A 21247-nucleotide genomic window follows, 5' to 3' on the forward strand; every position below is an offset into this window, starting at 1 on the left:
CCCTGTCGCTCCGCTGGTGGTTTTGGCCCCGGCCGATCCGTCACCCGCGCGCGCCCCTGAAGAGGAAGCGACGCGGCGTGAGGTCTGCGCCGGGAACCGCCAACGGCCCCGCTCAGCCTATCTCCGCCGCCGTTTTGGGCCGGATCCAAACGCCCTCCCCCGCGACGGGGATGGCTAGGATTATGGCGCGGCGCCGAACGCCGAGGATTAGCGGGGGTGTAAAATCGACAAGCGCTTGATTTCGCTGGATTCGAGATCGCGAATTCCGAGGGCAGAGCGCCTTCAATCCCCATACCTCCGACCTCCCCGGCGAAGGCCGGGGTCCAGATCGAAACCACGATCGATCGCCGCTCCGGGTCAGACGCGCGATCGCCAACACCCCAAACGCTCAGGATGAGTCTGGGCCCCGGCCTTCGCCGGGGAGGTCGGGTGTGGGGATGGCGGTGAAGAGCGGCCCACTCAGTAACCCCTCCCATCCCGACTTTCGTCGGGACGGGCCCCGCCCTCTCCCTATGGAAGAGGGATTGGGTGAGGCGGCCCCGCCTTCAGTCCCGCACCCCTTCCGCCCTCGAACAGACGATTGGGATGTCAACTTACAGTGCCGAAACCCGACGTTGCCTTTTGCGGCCTATACTCGTCATTTCAGGCGAGTAATGAGGATTGGCCTCGGCGATCTAGGCAAAAGTTAGAATGGCGCATCCCAAATACGTTGTTTTCAATCCACCCTGGTCGCTTTCAGCCCCCTGTCCCTGCGGCTTTTCAAGCAGGCCCTACGGTCGATGCTGTCGCGTCAACTCCGCCGAGCCCTATGTAAGATTTCCCTCCTTGCAACCTCCTGGGCCGCAAACTGGCTATTCCAACCCGCGTTGCTTTGCACGATCCACCTGTGACTGTTCGGAAAAGATCAGCCGTGAGCACTACGTTTCCCGTGGCGTCTTGGACCTAATGCAAACGCTGTCCTTAAGCGGAGTCCGCTGGCATGCGCCGGGAGAAACCAGGACATACGGAGTTGAAGCACTTACGGCGAAGATCCTGTGTAAGCGCCACAACGAGGCGCTGGCACCACTGGACAGTCACGCCCAACGCTTCGCCAAAGCGTGGTTATCCGCGATTAATCACGTGTCTAGACCCTCGCGGTCAGAGCGGTCCGAATACCATTTAGTCAGTGGAGAAGCCTTCGAGCGATGGCTTTTAAAAGTATTTCTAGGATTATTGGCAGGAAATATCGCCTCTTCTGATCATACGCCATATAATGACAAAATTAATTTAAATATAGAGCCTTTGGTGGCTGCGCTTTTTGGACAAGGACTCCAAGCACCCAAGGGGCTTTATTTCGCCCCACATGTCGGGGAGACGACCACAAACACAATATCGTTCGCACACCTTCGCATGGACGAACAAAGCAACCTCTACGGCTTGATGGCCAATTTTTATGGCTATCAATGGTTGCTGGTGACTGACGAGATGGGCGGCGAGTATCAAGTGAAGGCTATGGCAAGGCTGTTTCGGCTCCAACTGGCGGACCTGAAGGGCCCTCGGCGCACAGGCCAGATTTTCATGACATGGCCTGCCAAAGTCCGATCGCAGATGAGTATCACGTTGAAACTCGGTGAGGCTGAGTCACTGCCCGATAAAGCCTCGCCTCTAGGTTAGTTAGAGAGGCACCCGCTGGCTTGCCGCTAACAGAGTCCGCCTCGCAAGCATCGCGGATAGTCCAACCCGCGCGCCGCCTAGGCCTTCGGGCACTTCGCCCCGGTGTCGATCCAGGCCTGGATCAGATCGCCGAACTGGGCCTGCGCGCCCGGCGCCGGCTTGCGGCCTTCGCCGGGGTTCCAGGCCCAGCCGACCAGATGGTCCTCGGCCATGTGGTGATGCAGCTCCGCCAGCGAGCGGCCGCCATTGGTGGCCGGGTTCTTGATCTGGGCGCAGATCGCGCCCAGCGACTTGCCCTGCCAGGCCATCTCGGCCGGGGCCAGGCCCCATTTGGGATCGCCGGGAATGCTCTTGATGCTGTCGCCCCAGGTCGGGACGTTCTTCTGCTGATGGCAGGCGAAGCACGGCATCCCGTCTGGGCCGTGGCCGCTGTCGCCGGCGACCATCGGCGGATTGTGCGGATGCAGATCATCGCCCTGGGTCGGGGCGCGCTGGACCGGGTGGCAGTTCAGGCAGCGCGGACTCTGGATCACCTTGCCCGCCTCGGTGAACAGGGCGACCGACCGGGCGGCCGGGTCCCTGATCGACTGGAAGCTGGCGACGGTCTTCAGCGTATCGGGCGAGGCCTCGGCGGGCGCGGACGGCGACGTCGCCACGCTGGCCATCACGGCGCCGGCCGCGGCCAAGCCGCCGGCCACGATCAGGACGGACACGATGCGCATCGGGAGTTCTCCGCTTTGGCCCAGGGCCAGAACGCGCCAGCTTAGCCTTGGGTTTCCTGGGCGAGGAACCGGGCGATCCAGGCCGCCATGCGCTCGCGATCGTTCGGCCCCGACAGGCTGGCGATCGCGGCGTCGGCCTGTTCGTCGGTGAAGCGGGACCCGCGCCGGGCCTCGATCAGCGCCTTGGCGTAGGCCGGCGAGAACTCCGGGTGGAACTGCATCGAGATCGCCTTGGCGTCGTCATAGGCCAGCACGCCGTAGGGCGTGAACGCGCTGCCGGCCAGCACCCGCGCGCCGGGCGGCAGCGCGACCACCTGGTCCTGGTGCGAGGCCGGAACAGCCACTTGGCGCGCCGCGTCCATCCACGGCGCCTGGGCGGCGACCTCATAGGCGTGCAGGCCCACGCCCCAGCCCTTGTCGGACTTGACGACCTTGCCGCCGAACGCCTCGGCCATGATCTGGTGGCCAAAGCACACCCCGACCAGCGGCGTCTCGCCCCTGGCCTGGCGCAGGAAAGCCTTCAGCGGCGCGATCCACGGCAGAGGATCATAGACGCCGGCCGCCGAGCCGGTGACGATATAGGCGTCGTTCTCGGCGGGATCGGCCGGCAGCTCGCCCTTCTGCACGTCGTAGACGCGGTAGGCGTACCCCGGCCCCAGCAAGGCCTCGAACATCGAGGAATAGCTGCCATAAATGTCCAGCAGGTCGCCCGGCGGTTCGCCGGTCTCGAGCAGGCCGATCCTCATTCTAGTACGCCATCCCTTGGGCCACCGCTTTCAGCCGCTCGATCGCGCTGAACTTGTCCTCGATGAAGTCCTGGTCGATCCACCAGATCTCGATCTCGCGCATCACCTCGCCGACCAGGGGCCCCTTGGGCACGCCGGCCTTCATGACCTCCTCGCCGGACAGCGGGAAGGCCGGCGGCGTCCAGGTCTCGGCCAGGGCCAGCAAGGCGCGCCACTGGGGCGCCGCGGACTCGCGGCCCGAACCGGCCCAGGCCAGCTTGACCCGGTCGCAGAAGGTCCGCGCGCCAAGGCCGTAGACGGCGCGGCGCGCCTCGCGCGGGCTCATCCACGAGACGACCCGAGGAGTCTTGCCGACCGCGTCGACCAGCCGGTCGCGGACATTGTTGGGCAGGCGCAGACGCTCGGCCAGTTGCTCGGCGACCTTGGGATCATCCGGGATCAGGGCGGCCAGACGCAGGTTCGGGTCGTTCTCGAACAGCTGCTCGGTCTCGATGGCGACCAGGGCCTCGAAACGCGCCAGCGACTTCACCGACGGCAGGATCGAGGCCAGCACGCTGGTGGCGGCCATCAGGCGGAAGGCCGGACGCGGATCGTCCGCGGCCAGCATCTTCATCAGCTCCTTCTGGGTGCGTTCGGCGGCGCGGCCCGAAACCATGCCCTTCAGCGCCTTGCAGGCCGCGAGGGCCTTCTGGTCGGCCTCCCCCCGGCCATACCAGGCCTGAAAGCGGAAGAAGCGCAGGATCCGCAGATAGTCCTCGCGGATGCGGGTCATGGGGTCGCCGACGAACACCACCCGGCCCTCGCGCGCGTCGTTGACGCCCTCGCCGGTCGGGTCGAAGACCCGGCCCTCGGCGTCGGCATAGAGCGCGTTGAAGCGGAAATCCCGGCGCTCGGCGTCCTGGGTCCAGTCCTGGGTGAAGGCCACCACCGCCCGGCGACCGTCGGTCGAGACGTCGCGCCGCAGGGTGGTGATCTCGTAGGGCCGGCCGCCCGACAAGGCGGTGATCGTGCCGTGGTCGACGCCGGTCGGGATCGCGCGCAGCCCGGCCTGCTCCAGCGCCTCGATGATCAGGTCGGGCGTCAGGGTGGTGGCGATGTCGATGTCGTCGATCGGCTTGCCCATCACCGCGTTGCGCACGCAGCCGCCGACAAAGCGCGCGCAGCCGGCATAGCCGCGCGCCTCCAGCGCGGCGATGACCGCCCGGGTCTCCGGCAGCGCCATCCATGGCTGCACGCCGATTGAAACAGTATTCAACGCCTGACTCCCACTCACGCGTCTCGGTCCCCCCAAGGGGCGACATTGTTAGGCCAGAAGGCGGCTATTTCACCAGATGGCAAACACTCTATTCGGAGAGCGCTTGCCCGGCGTCGTCGTGGAGGGCCTCGTACAAGGACCGCAGCATTCCCGCCGTCGCGCCCCAGATGTAGCGGTCGTTCCATGGCATCGCATAGAAATGACGACGCCCGCCGGTCGGAGCCTCCCGCGATTGCCGCTGATGGTTGGCAGGGTCCATCAGAAAGTCGAACGGCGTCTCGAAGACGTCGGCCACTTCCTCGGGGCTGGGCGTGAAGGTCGCCTTCGGATCGATGAAGCCGACCACCGGCGTCACGTGAAAGCCCGTCACCGTCTGATAGCCGTGCAGCAGGCCGGCCAGGGCGACGCGGGCAGGGTCCAGCCCCACCTCCTCCTGGGCCTCGCGCAGGGCCGTCTGCCAGGGCAGTTCCCCGGGGTCGCAGCGCCCGCCGGGAAAGGCGATCTGACCGGTATGGCTGCGGAGCGTATCCGCCCGGCGGGTGAGCAACACGGTCATGCCGTCGTCATGCTCGACGAGGCCGACCAGCACCGCGGCGGGACGCAGGGCGTGGGGGTTGTCGACCTTCAGCCCCGGATTGAGGTCGTAGTCGGACTTCCTCGGATTGGCCAGGCTGGGGTCGTAGCGCTCGATCGGGTGCAGGCGGCTGGCGATCCAGGCGCGCCGCTCGCTCCCCTTCAGGTCCCCGAGGCTCATGCCGACGCGCCCCCCGGCGAAGCGATCGGGAAGAACGCCCCATTCGAGCTCACGCCCCAGACGTCGCCCCGTTGCGTGGCCATCTCGGCCAGCTCGTAGAAGACCGGGCGAGCGATCAGGGCCTCCAGGCCCCGCCGGACATGGACATAGGGGCGCGGCTCGCCCGTCGCGGCGTCGATCTCGACGCGGATGGCGTTGTCGGGTCCGGCCTCGACGGCGTCGCCGACATTGGTCTGGAACACCAGGGCCTCGCCGATCCGGTCGACGCGTGTGGCGATGAACGGCGCGTCCTCGACCGTGATCCTCATCTTCTCGACCGGCGTGACCAGATGATAGCCGTCGGGGTCCAGGCGCAGAACGGTCGAGAACAGGCGCACCAGGGCCTCGCGGCCGATGGGCGTTCCCTCATGGAACCAGACCCCGTCCTTGCGGATGCGGATGTCGATCTCGCCGCAGTGAGGCGGGTTCCACAGGTGGACCGGCGGCAGGCCGCGCGCGCCGGCGGCCTTGGCCGCCGAGGCGACGCCGTCCAGACCAGTCTTGGGGGATGCCTCGGTCATCGCTGACCAGTTAGGCCCTTAGGCCCTTCCCCTCAAGCCCGAGGATCGATCGCCACCAGGCCCGAGAGTTGCTGATCGCCGCCCTGCCGCAACGGCAACAGCAGCACGCGGCGCTGGTCCACCGGGCCGGGCATGACGATCCCGGCGGAATGGGTGTTGGCGAAGCCGACCCGGCCGAAATAAGGACCGTCGCCGACCAGCAGCACGGCCCGCCAGCCGGCGGCGCGAGCGGCCTCGACGGCGCTTTCCACCAGGGCCTGGCCCAGGCCCGCGCTCCGCTCGTCCGGATCGACGGCCAAAGGCCCCAGGAACGCCACCGGCTCGCCGCCGACCGTCACCGGCCACATGCGGCAGCAGCCGACCGGCTGACCGTCGCGCAAGGCCACGAACGAACAGTCGGCCAACAGGGTGTTGCCCTCGCGCAGCCGCTCGGACGACTTGGCGAAGCGGCCGGGGCCGAACACCCGGTCGATCAGGCGGGTGACGGCGGCCTCCATCCCCGGGGTCTCGCGGACCAGCGGCGGATAGGCGGCCTCGGCGGAAGCGGTCTTTTGAACGGAAGAGGTCATCGGCCTTCGAAATGCGAAAGGGCGTCGGGGAGCTCCCGACGCGAAGGCGCGTGGGAGAGGCGTCAGATCGTGGCGCGTTCGCGCATCATTCGTCGCAGGCGTCGCATACCCGCATCCCTTCGGGACAATCGAGCATGGCCGGCGCCACGCCCGAGGGCTTCAAATATGCGGGCGCTGTAGGGCCTTGAGTTTCTCCGGTCAATAACGTTGCGGCGCGGCGGCTTGGCCCTATGTTCGGCGCGCCATGTCCGACCAAGCTTCCCCAGCCGAAGACGCCGCCCCCGACACGTCTAACCGCGCCCTGTTGCGGGAACGTGACTTCCTGCTTTTCTGGGTGGCGCGCTTCGTCTCCACCCTGGGGGTGCAGATCCAGTCGGTGGCCCTGGGCTGGCAGGTCTATGACATCGCCCGCCGCACCCACACGGTCGGGGAGTCGGCCTTCATGGTCAGCATGATCGGCCTGGCGCAGTTCCTGCCGCTGTTCCTGCTGACCCTGGCGGCCGGCGAGACCGCCGATCGGCGGACGCGCAAGCTGATCGTCGCCGTGACCCTGGGCCTGGACGCGATCAGCGCCGGCGTGCTGCTGACCCTGGCCCTCTCGGGGTCTCATCAGCTGTGGCCGATCTTCACCGTGTCGGTGGCGTTCGGGGCCAGCCGCGCCTTCCTGTCGCCGGCCAGCAGCGCCATGGGCCCGATGCTGGTGCCGCGCCCGTTGCTGCCGCGCGCCATCGCCTGGAACTCGCTGTCCTGGCAGGCCGGTTCGATCGCCGGCCCGGCGCTTGGCGGACTGTTGCTGATCCACTCGTCGGCGACGGCGTTCGGCGCCTCGTTCGCCCTTTATCTGCTCGCCGCCCTTCTGGCCCTGATGATTCGCAAGCCGACCAAGCCCGAGGCGCAGCCCGGCTCTCGCATGGCGCTGATCAAGGAGGGCCTGGCCTATGTCTGGAACAACAAGATCGTCTTCGGCTCGATCTCGCTCGACCTGTTCGCCGTGATCCTGGGCGGGGCCACGGCCCTGCTGCCGGTGTTCGCCAAGGACGTGCTGCACATCGGCCCCGGCGGCTTTGGGCTGCTGCGCGCCGCCCCGGCGATCGGGGCGTGCGTGGTGGGCGTCTATCTGGCCAGCCAGCCGATCCGCCGCCACGCCGGCCGGATCATGTTCGCCGGCGTCGCCGTCTTCGGCCTCGCCACCGCCATCTTCGGCCTCTCCAAGCTGGAATGGCTGTCGGTCGGGGCCCTGGCGGTGCTGGGCGGCGCCGACATGCTCTCGGTTTATGTCCGCCAGACCCTGGTGCAGATCGTCACGCCGGACGCCATGCGCGGCCGGGTCGCCGCCGTCTCGGGCGTGTTCATCGGCGCCTCCAACGAACTGGGCGAGGTCGAGAGCGGCGCGGCGGCCTGGCTGCTGGGTCCGATCGGCGCGGCGGTGTTCGGCGGCGTCGGGGCCATGGCGGTCACCGCCCTGTGGGCCTTCCTGTTCCCCGAGCTGCGCAAGGCCGACCGGCTAGAATAGGCCGGCCAGCTTGCGGATGTTCTCGCCGGTCAGGCGTCGGATGATCCATTCGTCCATCGAGGCCGCGCCCAGGCTGTCGTAGAAGGCGATCGACGGCGCGTTCCAGTCCAGCACCGACCATTCCAGCCGGCCCAGGTCCTCATCCACGCAGCGCTTGGCCAGGCCCGCCAGCAAGGCCTTGCCCGCCCCCGCGCCACGCGCCGAGGGCCGCACGAACAGGTCCTCCAGATAGATCCCGTGGCGGCCGACGAAGGTCGAGTAGTTGTAGAACCAAAGGGCGAACCCGACCGGCTGGCCGTCCAGCTCGGCGATATCGGCGAACACGCGAGCCTCGGGACCGAACAGCGCCGCGGCGGTGTCGGCCTCGGTGGCCCGCACCGTGTCGAGCAGCTTTTCATAGTCCGCCAGATCGAGGATGAACTGGTGGATCAGGGCGGCGTCGGCGGGCGTCGCGGAACGGACGGTGACGGTCATGGCGGTCTCTTCGGACTATCTGGACTTCGTTCTGGAGCAGCTGGCCCCGCTGGGCCACGTCACCTCGCGCCGGATGTTCGGCGGAGTCGGGGTCTATGCGAATGGCCTGTTCTTCGCGCTGATCGCCGACGACGTGCTCTATTTCAAGGGCGACGACGCCTTGAAGGTCGCGTTCGAGGCGGCCGGCTGCCAAGCCTTCGCGCCGTTCGGCCACGACAAGCCCATGGCCTACTGGACCGTCCCGGCCGAGGCGCTGGACGACCAGGAAAGCCTGCTGGACTGGGCCCGCCAGTCGCTGGAGGTCGCGGCCCGCGCGGCGGCGGGCAAGAAGAAGCGCTGAGGCGACACGGCGGCCGGCGCGGACCTATGCCCGTTCTGGCCCGCCGCGCGCGGCCTTGAACAGATCCAAGCCCGCCGCGACGAAGCCGACGGAGAAGGCCAGCTTGGGCAGATGCGAAGCCAGGCCCTCGACCTTGATCGCCATCGTCGCGAGCCCGAGCGCCAAGGCAAGAATCCACAGCCCGCCCGCCTTTCGGAACAGGGCCTTGGCGCGAAACAGGTCCGCGCTCCAGATCGCCATGCCGATCGACCAGACCGACGCAGCGATCATGTAGGAGGCCTCGCCAAAGATCTTGGCCGAAGAGGTTCGCACCAGCATCACGCCGAGCACCGCGATGACGAAACCGACAAGCCCCAGCGGGCCGGCTGCCTTTTGGCTCGCCGACCAGACGCCCAGCATCGCCAGCAGCAACAGCAGATCGATAGCGACATAGATCAGGTGAGGCCACGGCTCGGCCAGGCGCGGATAGATCGCCGGGCCCAGCACGTCGATCATCGCGCCCGCGACGGCGGCGCGGCCCGCCAGGCGCAGGACAACGCGCCGGTCCATCAGGCCTCGGTCCCGACCAAGGCCTCCGACAGCGCCCACAGCCGGTCCGCCGCCTCGGGATCGAGGGCGTGCGGCATGACGCCGTTCCAGGGGTGGTCCTTGCTCCACGGAACCGCTTGGGCGCAGTCCTCGAGATAGAGCCCGCCAACGCCGTCCAGCTCGGCGCCCACGGCGGCCCAGACGCTGGTCGCCGCGCCCTGCTCGGTGGTCTTGAAGCCCTCGCGCGGCTTGTCGTTCTCGTCCAGCCAACCCATGGCGCGCTGCTCCTCGAGAGTCATGTGGCGCTGCAGCGGGGTCATGATGCCGCCGGGCATGACGGCGTTGGCGTTGACGCCGTGATCCTTGAACCGCTTGTCGAAGCCGACCGCGAACAGGCTGTTGGCCGTCTTGGCCTGGCCGTAGGCTTCCCACTTGTCGTAGTCGCGATTCTGGTAGTTCGGGTCGTCGAAGTTCACGCCCGAGCGACGGTGGCCGATCGACGACAGCGAGACCAGCCGCGCGCGCTTGCCCGACGCCTTGACCGCCGCGACCAGGTTGGGCGCCAGCAAGGTCGACAGCAGGAAATGGCCCAGATGGTTGGTGCCGAACTGCATTTCGAACCCGTCGACCGTGCGCATCAGCGGACTGGCCATGACGCCGGCGTTGTTGATCAGCAGATCGATGGGCCGATCACCCCAGACGTGGGCGAAGTGACGGATCGAGTCGAGGCTGGCCAGGTCGACCATGCCGAAGCTGGCGCGCTTGAGGCCGGCCTCCGCGTTGATCGCGTTGGCGACCTCTTCGCCCAGGTCCGGCTTGCGGGCGGCGATGATCACCTCCGCGCCCGCCAGGGCCAGGGCCCGCGCCGTCTCGACGCCGATGCCGGTCGCCGCGCCGGTGACGATCGCCACCTTGCCCGAAAGGTCATGGCCCGCGACGACCTCGCGCGCCGTGGACTTCGCCCCGAAGGGCGAGGTGATCCGTTCCGCCATGTCGATCCTCCCAGATCGTTGGTTATTGGGTGAGCTTAGCCGACTTTCGTGAAATCGGGCGGCCGGCGCTCCATGAAGGCCATGAAGGCCTCGCGGGCCTCGGCGGTCTTGAGGCGTTCGCCGAACAGCGCGCCTTCGCCGTCCATCAGCTCGGCGATCTTCTCGGCGTCGCGCATCAGGCGCTTGGTGATGGTCAGCGCGCCCAGCGGACGCTTGGCCAGCTGATCGGCGGCCGCGCGGGCGCGGGCCCGCAGGTCGCCCAGCTCGGCCGAACCATTGGCCAGACCCCAGGCCACCGCCGTGGCGCCGTCGACCGCCTCGCCCAGGGCGAACATGGCGTAGGCGCGAGCGTGGCCCACGCGGGCCGGCAGCAGCCAGCTCGACGCGGCCTCCGGCACCAGGGCCAGGTTCACGAACGGCGTCGACAGCCTGGCGTCGGGCGACACATAGACGAGGTCGCAGTGCAGCAGCATCGTGGTGCCCACGCCCACGGCCTGGCCCTGAACGGCGGCGACCAGCGGTCGGGTGGCGTGGGCCAGGGCCTTCAGGAAGCGGCCGACATGCCGCTCGCCGATGAAGGCGCCCGAGGCCTGGGCGGCGAAGTCCTGCAGGTCGTTGCCGGCCGTGAAGCTGTCGCCATCGGCCTGGAACACCACGACGCGGATCGCCGGGTCCTTCTCGGCCGCCTCCAGGCTGTCGGCCAGCACGCCGTACATGGCGTTGGAGAGGGCGTTCTTCTTTTCCGGACGGGCCAGGGTGATGGTCATCACGCCCGCCTCGACCTCGACCTTCACATGATCGGTCACGTCTAGCACTCTCCCTTGGGGAACTTGGTCTGAAGACTGCCCAGCCAACGAGCGACCACCCCGATCTCCTCGGGGGTGAAGCCCTCGGTCAGGTGGGCGTTGAGGCCGTCCAGGCCCGCCTTGGCCGCCTCGTGGGCGGCGTGGCCCTTGTCGGTGAGGCGCAGACGCATGGCCCGACCGTCCTTCGGATCGGCGTGACGCTCGACCAGTTCGGCCCGCGTCATGCGGTCGATCAGGCCGGTCATGGCCGAGGGCGCCAGGTCCAGGGCGTCGGCCGCCTCGCCGATCAGGGCGCCGTCCCGCTCGCCCAGAAAGAACAGCACGCCCGACTGGGCGGCGGTCAGACCGCCCTTGGCGGCCATCTTGGCCTCGATCCAGCGCTGCACGCGCCGGTGGCCGGCGTTCAGCAGGAAGATGAGACGCCGGTCGGGCTTCTGGGGATCAGGCTGAACGGACATGCGCCCAGCCTATATTTCACATACGAAATGTCAAACGTGCGTTTCTAGTCCTCGCTAGAAATCGTCCCCGCGATCGGCGCGTACCAGGCCACCCCCTCGGCGTCGATGTCGCGCCGGACCCGGCCCCGGCCGATCAGGCAGTTGAGATGCGCCAGCGCCTCGCCCGTCGCCATGCCCAGAAGATCAGGGCCGATCGGCCGGGCGAACAGCGCGCCGAAGGTGTCGACCACGCGCTTGGGCTCGGCCAGCTTCTTCTCCAGCCGGGCCAAGCCGCGCTCGTGCCCCGAGATCAGGGCGTCGATGCGGGTGTGAAGCCCCTCGAACGGGTCGTTGTGAGCCGGCAGGACGATCACTTCGTCGGGCACGGTCGCCTTGACCTTGGCCAGCGAGCGCAGCCAGTCGCTCAACGGATCGGCGTCCGGCTCGGTCGGGAACACCGAGACGTTCGACGAGATGCGCGGCAGCACCTGGTCGCCCGAGATCAGCACGTTCAGCTCGGGGCACCACAGGCAGGCGTGGTCGGGCGAGTGTCCCTGGCCGGTCACCACCCGCCAGGTCTTGCCGCCGATCTCGAAATCCTCGCCGTCGCTGAGCCGGCGATAGCTGTCGGGCAGGGCGTAGATCGCCTTGCCGAAGCCGCCGAAGCGGGCCTTGTAGTTTTCGATGGCGTCCTCGTCCCAACCGGCGGCGTGGAAGAACCGCACCCCGTCCTCGGGCGCCTCGCGCCCGGTGTCGGCGACCAACATGCGGCACTGGAAATATTCCAGCCGGGTCATCCACAGGCGGCAGTCGAACTTGCGGGTCATCCAGCCGGCCAGGCCGATGTGATCGGGGTGCAGGTGGGTGACGATCACGCGGGTGATCGGCTTGCCGCCCAGGGCGTCGGCGAAGGCCGCGCGCCAGGCCTGGCTGGTCTCGCGGGTCTGAAGGCCGGTGTCCACCACCGCCCAGCCCCCGCCGTCGGCGATGGCCCAGACATTGATGAACTGCAGCGAGCCGCCCAGCGGCATCCTCAACCAAAGGACGCCCGGGGCGACCTCTACCGCCTGGCCCGAGCCCTGCTCCGGCGCTGTCTCGAACGGATAGACCAGCCGTCCCTTGGGCGGCTCCCGGCCGCCGTCATCCTCGAACCCGTCGCGCATTCCGTCCCTTCTTCCGCCGCTCAACCGGCGCTTGTCGTTGATCCGACCCATTTTTCGCGTCCGGACCCAGCCATCAACGCGCCTATGTCGGACGGTATCTTGACCCCCGATGCAAGCACGCGCTTATGTCCGCGCGAGGAATCCACCCAGGAGATGTTTCCCATGAGGCCTTTCGCGATCGGCCTGTCGGCCGCCCTCGCGGTCGCCATTCTCATTCCGGCCGCCGTCATTTCGGCGCCGAAGGAAGAGAAGGGCAAGCCCGCCATCGACGCCAAGGCGCGCGAGCAGGGCATGAAGGAAGCCCCGGCCATCATTCAGGCCAGCGGCGCCGGCTGCACGGTTTCGGACGCCCGCTATATCGGCGCGGACGCCAAGTCCGGTTCGAAGTACTACGAAGTCGCCTGTAGCGAAGGCATGGGCTTCGCCGCCATCGCCAAGAAGGACGCCGCGCCGCAGCTCTATAGCTGCCTGGAATCGAGCGCGCCGCAGGCCGACGGCAAGCAAGGCGGCCTGGCCTGTATCCTGCCCGGCAACGCCAACCCCGGCGCGGCCCTGGCCCCCTACGTCAAGAAGGCCGGCGTGACCTGCGACGTGGAAAACGCCCGCGCCATCGGCTCGTCGACCAAGAACTCGTATTTCGAAGTCGCCTGTAAGGGCGGCGCCGGCTACGTGGTCCAGACCGCCGCCCCGATGAACCTGGCCGGCGAGGTCGTGGTCAACAGCTGCCTGCTGTACGAGGAAGGCGGCAACATCAGCTGCAAGCTGACCAACCGTCAGACCCAGCTGCAGGTCGTCGACACGCTGAACGCCGGCGCGGGCACGAACTGCGCCATCAAGGACAAGCGCTACGTCCTCAGCACCAAGACCGACAACTACTTCGAAGTCGCCTGCCAGGACGGCAAGGGCTACATGTACCAGCAGACCTCGGCCACCGGCGCCTTCGCTCGCGCCATCCCGTGCGCCCAGGCCGGCTTCGTCGGCGGCGGCTGCACCATGACCGACGCCGTCGCGGCCCAGACCGAAGCAGCCGGCCTCTACACCAAGCTGGCCACCAAGGCCGGCTTCCCCTGCGACGTCGAAAAGTACGGCATGCTGCCCAGCAACGACCCCAAGAAGGAAGTCGTCGAGCTGAAGTGCAAGGGCAGCGACGTCGGCGGCATCGCGATCTTCACCGCCACCGGCGGCACCGTCTATGACTGCCTGACCGCCGAGTTCAACGGCTACCGCTGCACCTTCACCAAGAAGGAAACGCAGTACGCCCGCCTGACCAACGACCTGAAGGGCTTCAACAAGGCCTCGTGCCAGGTCTCGGACGTCCGCGTCATGGGCTCGAACGACAGCGAGGGCTTCGTCGAGGTCGCCTGCTCGGACGGCCTGCCGGGCTGGGTCCTGGGCTATCCGGTCGGCGTGGCCAAGCCGGCCGCCAAGGAGTTCCTGTCCTGCGTGCAGGCCAAGGGCATCGGCGGCGGCTGCAAGCTGCCGACCAACAAGGTCAAGAGCTGATCCCAGCTTAAAGCCTAGAGCGTGATAGCCGAGAGCGTGAGCGGTTTCGGCGGCTATCACGCTCTAAATGTTTGATTTAGAGCCTTATTTTTCCGTTCGAATGATTCCATTCGAGCGGATAAGGCTCTAGGAATGAGGCCCGCCGGAGCGATCCGGCGGGCTTTTTTCTTAGCCCATCGCCGCTTCGATCAGGCGAGGCCCCGGCGTCGCCATCGCCCGAGCGAAAGCGTCGTCGAAGGCTTCGGCGGTCTCGGCCCGCTCGGCGTCCATTCCCATGCCCCGCGCCACCTGGACCCAGTCGATGCGCGGATCGCCCAGGTCCAGCAGCTTCGAGGCCGCCGGCCCCGGATTGCCCGCGCCGGTGCGTCCCAGCTCGATGCCCAGGATGCGGTAGGCGTGGTTGGCGAAGACCACCACCGTCACGTCCAGCCGCTCGCGGACCAGCGTCCAGAGCCCTTGGACGGTGTACATCCCCGCCCCGTCGCCGGTCAGGGCCAGGACCTTGCGGTCCGGGCAGGCCACGGCCGCGCCGATCGCCAGCGGGATGCCCTGGCCGATCGCGCCGCCGGTCAGGGACAGCCAGTCGTGCGCCCTCGCCGACCTGGTCTGGGTGAAGATCGGCAGGCCCGCCGTCACCGCGTCGTCGGAGATCACCGTCTGGGCCGGCATGTGGCGGGCGATCGACGCGCCGATGGCCCAGGCGTCCAGCCGCCCGGCCGGGGCGTCGGGAACGGCATAGGCCTCGCCCGTCGCCATCGCCGGCGCGCCCACGGCGTCGGCCAGGGCGTCGAGCGCCGCCGCCGCGTCGACCTCGCGACCGCATAGGGTTTCGAGCGAGCAGCCTTCTGGAACGAGCACGCTGGGCCGGTCCGGATAGGCGAAGAAGGCCACCGGACGCTGGGTCGCGACCAGGATCATCAGGTCGACGCCCTCCAGGTCCTTCAGGGCCTGCTCGCCGAAATAGGGCAGCTTGTCGGGGCGGAAGCGCCCCTCGCCCCGCGCCTGGCGGGCCGTGAAGGTGTCGGTCAGCACGCGGACGCCGTGAGCAGCCAGACGCCCGGCCGCCGCCAGGGCGACCTCGCCGCACGCGCCCGAGCCCAGCAGCAGCACCGGCTTCTTGGCTAAGCCCAGGGCCTTGGCGACGGCCTCGACGGCGGCCGGGTCGGGCGCGGCGAAGGCCGGCGGCGTCACCACGGGCCCCTTGACGGTCGCCGGATTCCAGGCCGCGTCGGCGGGAAGGATCAGGCAGGCGTTTCCGCCGGGCGTTCCATAACTGGCCGTGATCGCCTCGGCGGCCAGCGGTCCGACCGCGTCGGCGCTCTCGGCCGACTTGACCCACAGCGAATTGGGCGCGGCCAGGGCGGCGATGTCGCTGTTCAGCGGCGCGTCGAAGTCTCGGTGATAGGTGGCGTGGTCGCCGATGACGTTGACCACCGGCGTGAAGGCCCGGCGGGCGTTGTGCAGATTGGCCGCGCCGTTGGCGTAGCCGGGGCCCAGGTGCAGCAGGGTGCAGGCCGGCTTGCCCGCCATGCGGCCATAGCCGTCGGCGGCCCCGGTCGCCACCCCCTCGAACAGGCAGAGGATCGACCGCATCCGCGGCTTGCGATCCAGGGCCGAGACGAACTGCATCTCGCTGGTGCCGGGATTGGCGAAGCAGGCGGTGACGCCGTTGTCGGCCAGGGTGGTGATCAGGGCGTCGGCGCCGTTCATGTGCTTCCTCTCCAGGCGGCGGGTCCGCCCTCGTGTTCTAAAGGCTCGGATGACGGCGCCGGGCGCGCACCCGAAATCCTCGTCCCGAGCCTCTCGAAGGACGAGGATTTCGTCATGGCGTCAGAACACCATGACGCCTTCATCCGGATTGTCCGCGAACAGGCGGGCCAGTTCGCCGGGCCGGCGCTCGCGGGCCAGGGCCTGGTTGATATAGCCCTTGTCGGTCAACTCGCCGCTGGCCGCGTCGGGCGCGCCGTCCAGGATCAGGGCGCGGGCGATCCGCCCGGTCCCGCCCTTGGCGGCGAGATTGAAGGCCCTCAGCCGCTCGGCGATGGCCTCGCGCGCCGGGCCGCCGAAAGCCTCGCAGGCCTTGGCGTCGAGGAACAGCATCAGGCCGACGCCCTCCTGGCCCTCGCCGCAGACCACCGCGTCCGACACCAGGCCGCCGATCGCCGAGACCGCCGCGACCCGCAGCGCCCCGGCCGCGACGAAGGCGCCGCTGGCCAGCTTGAAGTTCTCCACCAGCCGCCCGTCGAACACCAGGCCCGCCGACGGGTCCTCGGGATCGGCCAGCCGCGCGGCGTCGCCCAGGCGGTAGAAACCGTCCTCGTCGAAGGCCTGTTCGGTGGCTTCCGGCTGAGCGAGATAGCCGGGCGAGACCTGCGGTCCCTTCACGCGGATCTCGAACTTGCCGCCCTCTCCGGCCGGGACCAGCTTCACGGCGGTGCCGGGCGTCGGCAGGCCGACCATCCCCGAGCGCGCGTTCAGCCAGTGGATGTTGCAGGCCGTCGGCCCGGTTTCGGTCGCGCCATAGCCGGCGGCGAAGGTGATCCGCTCGCCCACCGTCTTGACCGCCACGGCCTGCACGCGGTCGAGGATCGACTGGGCCATCGACGCCCCGCCGTATTGCAGCACCCGCACCGTCTGGAAGAACTTGGCGGCCAGGGCCTCGTCGCGCTCCAGCTCGCCGATCAGCATGGCCCAGCCGGCCGGCACCATGTTGTGATAGGTGGTCGCCACCTCCCGCAGGTTCCGCACCGTTTCGTCGAAGCGGCCGGGAACCGGCTGGCCGGCGTCGATATACAGCGTCCCGCCCCGGTGCAGCACCATGTGCAGGATGGCGTTGGCGCCGAGGCTGTGGCTCCAGGGCGCGGAATTGACCAGCACCGGCGGATCGGGATCGGCGTAGCAGGCCTCGATCTGGGCCGCGTTCAAGGCGATGTTGGCGTGGGTGCAGAGCACCGCCTTGGGCTTGCCCGTCGAGCCGGAGGTCAGCAGCAGCTTGGCGATGTCGTCCGGCTGAGTCACGGGCGCGACGGGGGCGCTGGCCAGCAGATCGACGAAGGCGATGTCGCCAGGGCGGGGGCTCCGGCTGACGATCGTCGGCAGACCGGCCAGGAACGGCGCGGCCAGGGCGCCGCCGAACGCCTCGGCGTCATCGACATAGACGGCGGCGGGCTTGAGGCGCTCGACAGCGTGCTGGAGGCGCGTCAGATCAGCGCCCCTCAGGCCGTACTGTGGCGAGACCGGCGCGATCGGCGCGCCCAGGCTCATGGCGCCATAGCTGATCAGCGCATGGTCGACGCCATTACGAGCCAGGATCAGCAACGGCCGGCCTCGCGCCAGGCCCAGGCCCGCCAGCCCGCCAGCCAGGGCCGCGACCTGGCGCTGAGCCTCGCCGAACGTCACCGTCCGCCAGCCCGCTCCATCACGCTCGGCCAGCCAGACCCTTTCCGGCGCCTCGGCGGCCCAGCGCGCCAACGGCTCCGTCACGGTTCGCACCGCGTCCGAATAGGGCATCGGATTGCGCAGGATCAGCGCGTCGCCCCGGCGTTCGACCCGCAGCGCGCGGGGCGCGTAGCGGGCGTCGCGGAAGGGAGCGGTGTGGGGCGCGTTCATGACCTCTAGTTATGTCGCGGGTCATACGGCTGTTCAATCGGGGCGCGACATCGCCGCTTCACGCGGCCAACCGCTGAAGGGGTGTGGAAAAGGACGCGGAGCGCCCGGGCGACGCCCGGAGCGTTTGTAAGTCCCGTTTCGACGAAGCCAGACACTGCGCGCGGTCGTTATCCGATGGCGGGTGGCTTTGAACACGGAGATTCGAAGCCGTCGAACGGAGTCCAGCCCCGCGAGCGCCCGTAAGTTCCTCCCCCGCTTTCGCGGTAGAGCATCCTTACTCCCGCCGCAGGATCTTGTCGGTGAGCACCTTGCCCAGCATCCCGGCCCGGAAGGTCTTCTTCATCTCGACCGGGTCGTAGTCGTCGCTCTCGACCCATTCGCTGAAGCTCAGCCCCTTGGGCTCGCCCCGCTCCAGATACTGTTCGAACACGTAGTCCAGCACGCCGGTGTTGCCGTGCTTGATGTGCAGGTAGCGCGGCCCCAGTTGCTTCATCGCCTCGCGGATCGGCTGGCCAAGGCGATAGTGGGCGTAGAAGACGCTCATGATGCCGGCCCGGTCCGCGCCCGACTTGCAGTGCATCAGGGCCGGATACTCGATCGTCTCGAACAGCGTCTTGGCGCCCCGCACGCGCTCGCGGATCGGGACCTCGCGCGAAGTGATGACGAAATCGACGAAGTTCAGGCCCAGACGCTCGCAGGCGTCCTTTTCCAGCGCGTAGAAGCTGCCGTCGAACCCGCCGCGCAGGTTCACGACCGTCTTGATCCCCTGCTTCTTCCACCAGGCCAGCTGGAACGGCCAGGGCTGGTTGGCGCGGACCAGTTCGGGACTGATCCAGTGGGCGTTGGAAAAGCCCAGCCGCAGATAGGCGTGGTCGTTCCACAGATAGTGGAGATAGGCCTTGAACCGGCCCCAGGGCGTGGCGAGGTCGAACTTGGCCAAGAGGGCGCGATCCTTCGGAAATTCCGCGCCTAAGTAGGGGCAATGGCCCCGAAAGGCAAAACGCCGCGACGATCCGCCCTCATCCCGTCGCTTTTCCCAACGACTGCGTCCCGCGCGCGCTTGACAGTTCTCGCACGAAATCCGACCCCTCCCGCATGACCGCCCAGGATGATCCGCAGCCCTCGAACCGCGCCCTGATGGGTCGGGTGTGGCGCGAGTTCCTGGCCCCGCGCTGGAAGGGCCTGACGATCTCGATGGTCAGCGCCGCGATCGTGGCGGCGCTCAGCGTGCGGCTGGCCACCATCGTCAAGTCAGCCATCGACCAGTTGATCACCCATCCCAAGCCGGGCGCGGTGATCTTCATCCCGCTCACCATCGCCGCCCTGGCTCTGGGTCGCGGGCTGTTCCAGGTTATCCAGTCCAACCTGATCAACCGGATCGGCAATGGCGTGGTCGGCGACATGCAGGTCAAGCTGTTTGGCCGCCTGATCCGCTCGGACCTGGCCCGCCTGCGCGGCGCCCACTCCGGCTCCTACGTGTCGTCGGTGCTCTATGACGCCGGCCTGATCCGCGAGGCGGCGACGACCGGCGTCGTCAACTATGTCCGCGAGTTCCTGACCGTGGTCGGAGCCCTGATCGCCATGTTCGGTCTCGACCCGCTGCTGGCCCTGGGCGTGCTGGTCATCGCCCCGATGGCCAGCCTGATCATGCGGGGCTTCTCGAAGAGGACGACCAAGGCCGCCAAGGGCGCGATGGGCGAGACCTCCAACCTGTCCACGGCGATCATGGAGAGCCTGGACGGGGTCAAGATCGTCAAGATGGAGAACCGCGAGGCCTACGAAGAGGCCCGCGTCGCCGCCGTGGTCGAGCGCCGCCAGCGCCACCTGATCAAGGGAAGCAACGCCCGCGCCATGGCCGCCCCGGCCACCGAGACCTTCACGACGCTGCTGGTGGCCCTGGTCTTCGTCTATGCCGGCTGGCGGGCGACGACCGGCGCCCTGACGGTCGGACCGCTGACCCTGGCCCCGATCACGGCCGGCGTTTTCTTCGCCTTCCTGACCAGCCTGCTGATGGCCGCCCAGTCCCTGCGCCAGGTGGCCAATCTGCAGACCGTGTTCAGCGAGGGCCTGACCGCCGCGCGTCGTCTGTTCGCCGCCCTGGATGTCGCGCCGTCCATCGTCGATCCGGCCGACGCCAACACCCTGCCGGACGGCGACAGCGCGATCGCCCTCGACCATGTCGGCTTCGCCTATGGTCCCGACGCGCCGGCCCTGACGGACGTGTCGATCGAGGCGCGCAAGGGCGAGACGGTCGCCCTGGTCGGCCCCTCGGGCGGCGGCAAGAGCTCGATCCTGAACCTGATCCCGCGCTTCTACGACGTCAGCCGCGGCGCGGTGACGATCGACGGCCATGACGTGCGTTCGGTGACTCTGGCGAGTCTGCGCGACCGCATCGCCCTGGTCACCCAGGAGCCGTTCCTGTTCGACGACAGCATCCGCGCCAACATCGCCTATGCCCGGCCCGGCGCCAGCCAGCTGGATATCGAGGCCGCCGCGCGCCAGGCCGCCGCCCACGACTTCATCCTGGCCCTGCCGGAGGGCTACGACACCCCCGTCGGCGAGGCCGGCGCGCGCCTGTCGGGCGGTCAGCGCCAGCGCATCGCCATCGCCCGCGCCTTCCTGAAGGACGCGCCGATCCTGCTGCTGGACGAGGCCACCAGCGCCCTCGACACCGAGAGCGAGGCCCAGGTGCAGGCCGCTCTCGAACGGCTGATGGCCGGTCGGACCACGATCCTGATCGCCCACCGCCTGTCGACCGTGAAGAACGCCGACCGCATCTACGTCATCGACAAGGGCCGGGTCGTCGAGACCGGGACTCATCCCGAACTGGTCCGCGCCGGGGGCCTCTATGCGCGCCTGGCCAAGGCGCAGGATCTTGATCACGTCCCCGACGCGCCGCTTCTGGAGGGCGACGCTTGAGGCCCCTGCGTTCGCCGTTCGTGATCTGGCTGCTGTCCTCGGTCTTCGCCGGCTATTCCAAGCTCGTCTTCCGCACCCTGCGCATGACCGAGGAGGGCCGCGAGCAGGCCGAGGCCGTCTGGGCGCAAGGCCGCGAGACCGGCGTCGGCGCGATCCTGTGCTTCTGGCATTCGCGCATTCCGATGTCGCCGCTCAGTTGGCCGCAGGATCTTTCGCGCCGCCAGGACATGCGGGCCCTGATCTCGCGCTCGAACGACGGCGAGTTCATCGCCCGCACGGTCGAGAAGCTGGGCTTCCCGTCGATCCGCGGCTCCTCGGCCAAGAAGACCGACCTAGCCAAGAACAAGCACGGCGAGCAGGCCTTCCGCGACATGGTCAAGTGGGTCAAGGACGGCGGCGGCGTGGCCATCACGCCCGACGGCCCGCGTGGCCCGGCCGAGCACATGGAGAAGGGCACGCCGTCCCTGGCGCGCGTCACCGGGGCTCCGGTGATCTTCGTGGGCCTGGCCGCCAAGCCCTGCCTTCGCCTGGGCTCGTGGGACCGCACCGTGGTGCCCCTCCCGTTCGCGAAGGCGGCCATGGTCTGGGACGGTCCGACCGGCGCGGGGCGCGGCGACGATCCCGACCAACTGGTCGAAAACTGGGCCCAGCGCCTCTCCGCCGTCACCCGCCGGGCCGAGGCCCTTGTCGAACACTAACGGGTC

22 protein-coding genes are annotated in these 21247 nt (G+C 68.5%); 6 read left to right on the forward strand and 16 right to left on the reverse strand.

The features are described from left to right. Positions 1-945: 945 nt before the first annotated feature. Positions 946-1653 (forward strand): hypothetical protein, encoded by a 708-nt coding sequence (locus OR37_RS21725; RefSeq protein WP_131368840.1) that lies wholly within the window; start codon positions 946-948, stop codon positions 1651-1653. 77 nt (positions 1654-1730) lie between these two features. Here the strand turns inward: OR37_RS21725 and OR37_RS18495 are convergent, their stop codons facing one another. The 7 genes from OR37_RS18495 to OR37_RS22010 all read right to left on the reverse strand — a co-directional run bounded on the left by OR37_RS18495 (position 1731) and on the right by OR37_RS22010 (position 6366). Continuing rightward, on the reverse strand, positions 1731-2375 hold the full coding sequence (locus OR37_RS18495) for a hypothetical protein (protein ID WP_004623436.1): 645 nt from the start codon (positions 2373-2375) through the stop codon (positions 1731-1733). A 41-nt stretch (positions 2376-2416) separates the two neighbouring features. Next, entirely contained in the window at positions 2417-3121 is a 705-nt protein-coding gene (locus OR37_RS18500) for a glutamine amidotransferase-related protein (RefSeq protein ID WP_004623437.1), read from the reverse strand. Position 3122: 1 nt separating this feature from the next. Beyond that, entirely contained in the window at positions 3123-4343 is a 1221-nt protein-coding gene (locus OR37_RS18505; RefSeq protein WP_004623440.1) for a CCA tRNA nucleotidyltransferase, read from the reverse strand. A 121-nt stretch (positions 4344-4464) separates the two neighbouring features. After that, on the reverse strand, positions 4465-5115 hold the full coding sequence (locus OR37_RS18510; RefSeq protein ID WP_085953283.1) for a CoA pyrophosphatase: 651 nt from the start codon (positions 5113-5115) through the stop codon (positions 4465-4467). A gap of 11 nt (positions 5116-5126) precedes the next feature. Further along, positions 5127-5690: a DUF1285 domain-containing protein gene (locus tag OR37_RS18515; protein WP_004623444.1), complete on the reverse strand. Its 564-nt coding sequence runs from the start codon at positions 5688-5690 to the stop codon at positions 5127-5129. A gap of 32 nt (positions 5691-5722) precedes the next feature. Continuing rightward, on the reverse strand, positions 5723-6259 hold the full coding sequence (locus OR37_RS18520) for a GNAT family N-acetyltransferase (protein ID WP_004623445.1): 537 nt from the start codon (positions 6257-6259) through the stop codon (positions 5723-5725). Between the two features lie 62 nt (positions 6260-6321). Then, positions 6322-6366: a hypothetical protein gene (locus tag OR37_RS22010; RefSeq protein WP_175582050.1), complete on the reverse strand. Its 45-nt coding sequence runs from the start codon at positions 6364-6366 to the stop codon at positions 6322-6324. 137 nt (positions 6367-6503) lie between these two features. Between OR37_RS22010 and OR37_RS18530 the strand changes: the two genes are divergently transcribed. Continuing rightward, a complete protein-coding gene (locus OR37_RS18530; RefSeq protein ID WP_004623447.1) occupies positions 6504-7772 on the forward strand; it encodes an MFS transporter in 1269 nt (422 codons plus the stop codon). On the opposite strand, the gene OR37_RS18535 is transcribed toward OR37_RS18530, so the two are convergent. After that, entirely contained in the window at positions 7764-8246 is a 483-nt protein-coding gene (locus tag OR37_RS18535) for a GNAT family N-acetyltransferase (RefSeq protein WP_004623448.1), read from the reverse strand. The genes OR37_RS18530 and OR37_RS18535 overlap by 9 nt on opposite strands. On the opposite strand from OR37_RS18535, the gene OR37_RS18540 reads away from it, so the two are divergent. Next, a complete protein-coding gene (locus tag OR37_RS18540; RefSeq protein WP_165570633.1) occupies positions 8236-8586 on the forward strand; it encodes a TfoX/Sxy family protein in 351 nt (116 codons plus the stop codon). The genes OR37_RS18535 and OR37_RS18540 overlap by 11 nt on opposite strands. Before the next feature lie 24 nt (positions 8587-8610). On the opposite strand, the gene OR37_RS18545 is transcribed toward OR37_RS18540, so the two are convergent. The 5 genes from OR37_RS18545 to OR37_RS18565 are packed head-to-tail and all read right to left on the reverse strand — an operon-like array spanning position 8611 to position 12512. Beyond that, complete coding sequence (locus OR37_RS18545; protein WP_004623451.1) at positions 8611-9135, reverse strand: hypothetical protein; 525 nt, start codon at positions 9133-9135, stop codon at positions 8611-8613. After that, positions 9135-10106, reverse strand: a complete 972-nt coding sequence (locus tag OR37_RS18550) for an SDR family NAD(P)-dependent oxidoreductase (protein ID WP_004623454.1) — start codon at positions 10104-10106, stop codon at positions 9135-9137. Before OR37_RS18550 ends, OR37_RS18545 begins: the two co-directional genes overlap by 1 nt. Before the next feature lie 35 nt (positions 10107-10141). Further along, positions 10142-10912 (reverse strand): enoyl-CoA hydratase, encoded by a 771-nt coding sequence (locus OR37_RS18555; protein WP_004623456.1) that lies wholly within the window; start codon positions 10910-10912, stop codon positions 10142-10144. Positions 10913-10914: 2 nt separating this feature from the next. Beyond that, positions 10915-11370 (reverse strand): MarR family winged helix-turn-helix transcriptional regulator, encoded by a 456-nt coding sequence (locus OR37_RS18560; protein ID WP_004623459.1) that lies wholly within the window; start codon positions 11368-11370, stop codon positions 10915-10917. 44 nt (positions 11371-11414) lie between these two features. Further along, positions 11415-12512, reverse strand: coding sequence for an MBL fold metallo-hydrolase (locus OR37_RS18565; protein ID WP_035017718.1), 1098 nt, complete (start codon positions 12510-12512; stop codon positions 11415-11417). 153 nt (positions 12513-12665) lie between these two features. On the opposite strand from OR37_RS18565, the gene OR37_RS18570 reads away from it, so the two are divergent. After that, a complete protein-coding gene (locus OR37_RS18570) occupies positions 12666-14015 on the forward strand; it encodes a hypothetical protein (RefSeq protein ID WP_081612996.1) in 1350 nt (449 codons plus the stop codon). 168 nt (positions 14016-14183) lie between these two features. On the opposite strand, the gene OR37_RS18575 is transcribed toward OR37_RS18570, so the two are convergent. From OR37_RS18575 to OR37_RS18585, 3 genes are all read right to left on the reverse strand, one after another. Next, entirely contained in the window at positions 14184-15725 is a 1542-nt protein-coding gene (locus OR37_RS18575; protein ID WP_004623464.1) for an acetolactate synthase large subunit, read from the reverse strand. A gap of 120 nt (positions 15726-15845) precedes the next feature. Continuing rightward, positions 15846-17624: a feruloyl-CoA synthase gene (locus tag OR37_RS18580; RefSeq protein WP_004623466.1), complete on the reverse strand. Its 1779-nt coding sequence runs from the start codon at positions 17622-17624 to the stop codon at positions 15846-15848. A gap of 274 nt (positions 17625-17898) precedes the next feature. Further along, positions 17899-18564, reverse strand: a complete 666-nt coding sequence (locus OR37_RS18585; protein ID WP_004623469.1) for a tyrosine-protein phosphatase — start codon at positions 18562-18564, stop codon at positions 17899-17901. 155 nt (positions 18565-18719) lie between these two features. Between OR37_RS18585 and OR37_RS18590 the strand changes: the two genes are divergently transcribed. Together OR37_RS18590 and OR37_RS18595 are read left to right on the forward strand one after the other, a co-directional pair. After that, positions 18720-20543: an ABC transporter ATP-binding protein gene (locus OR37_RS18590; protein WP_004623470.1), complete on the forward strand. Its 1824-nt coding sequence runs from the start codon at positions 18720-18722 to the stop codon at positions 20541-20543. Further along, on the forward strand, positions 20540-21241 hold the full coding sequence (locus OR37_RS18595) for a lysophospholipid acyltransferase family protein (RefSeq protein WP_004623473.1): 702 nt from the start codon (positions 20540-20542) through the stop codon (positions 21239-21241). Before OR37_RS18590 ends, OR37_RS18595 begins: the two co-directional genes overlap by 4 nt. Positions 21242-21247 lie beyond the last annotated feature (6 nt).

Origin of the sequence: Caulobacter vibrioides OR37, from assembly GCF_000372645.1 — a bacterium.
In the GTDB taxonomy this organism is placed as follows: Bacteria; Pseudomonadota; Alphaproteobacteria; order Caulobacterales; family Caulobacteraceae; genus Caulobacter; species Caulobacter vibrioides_E.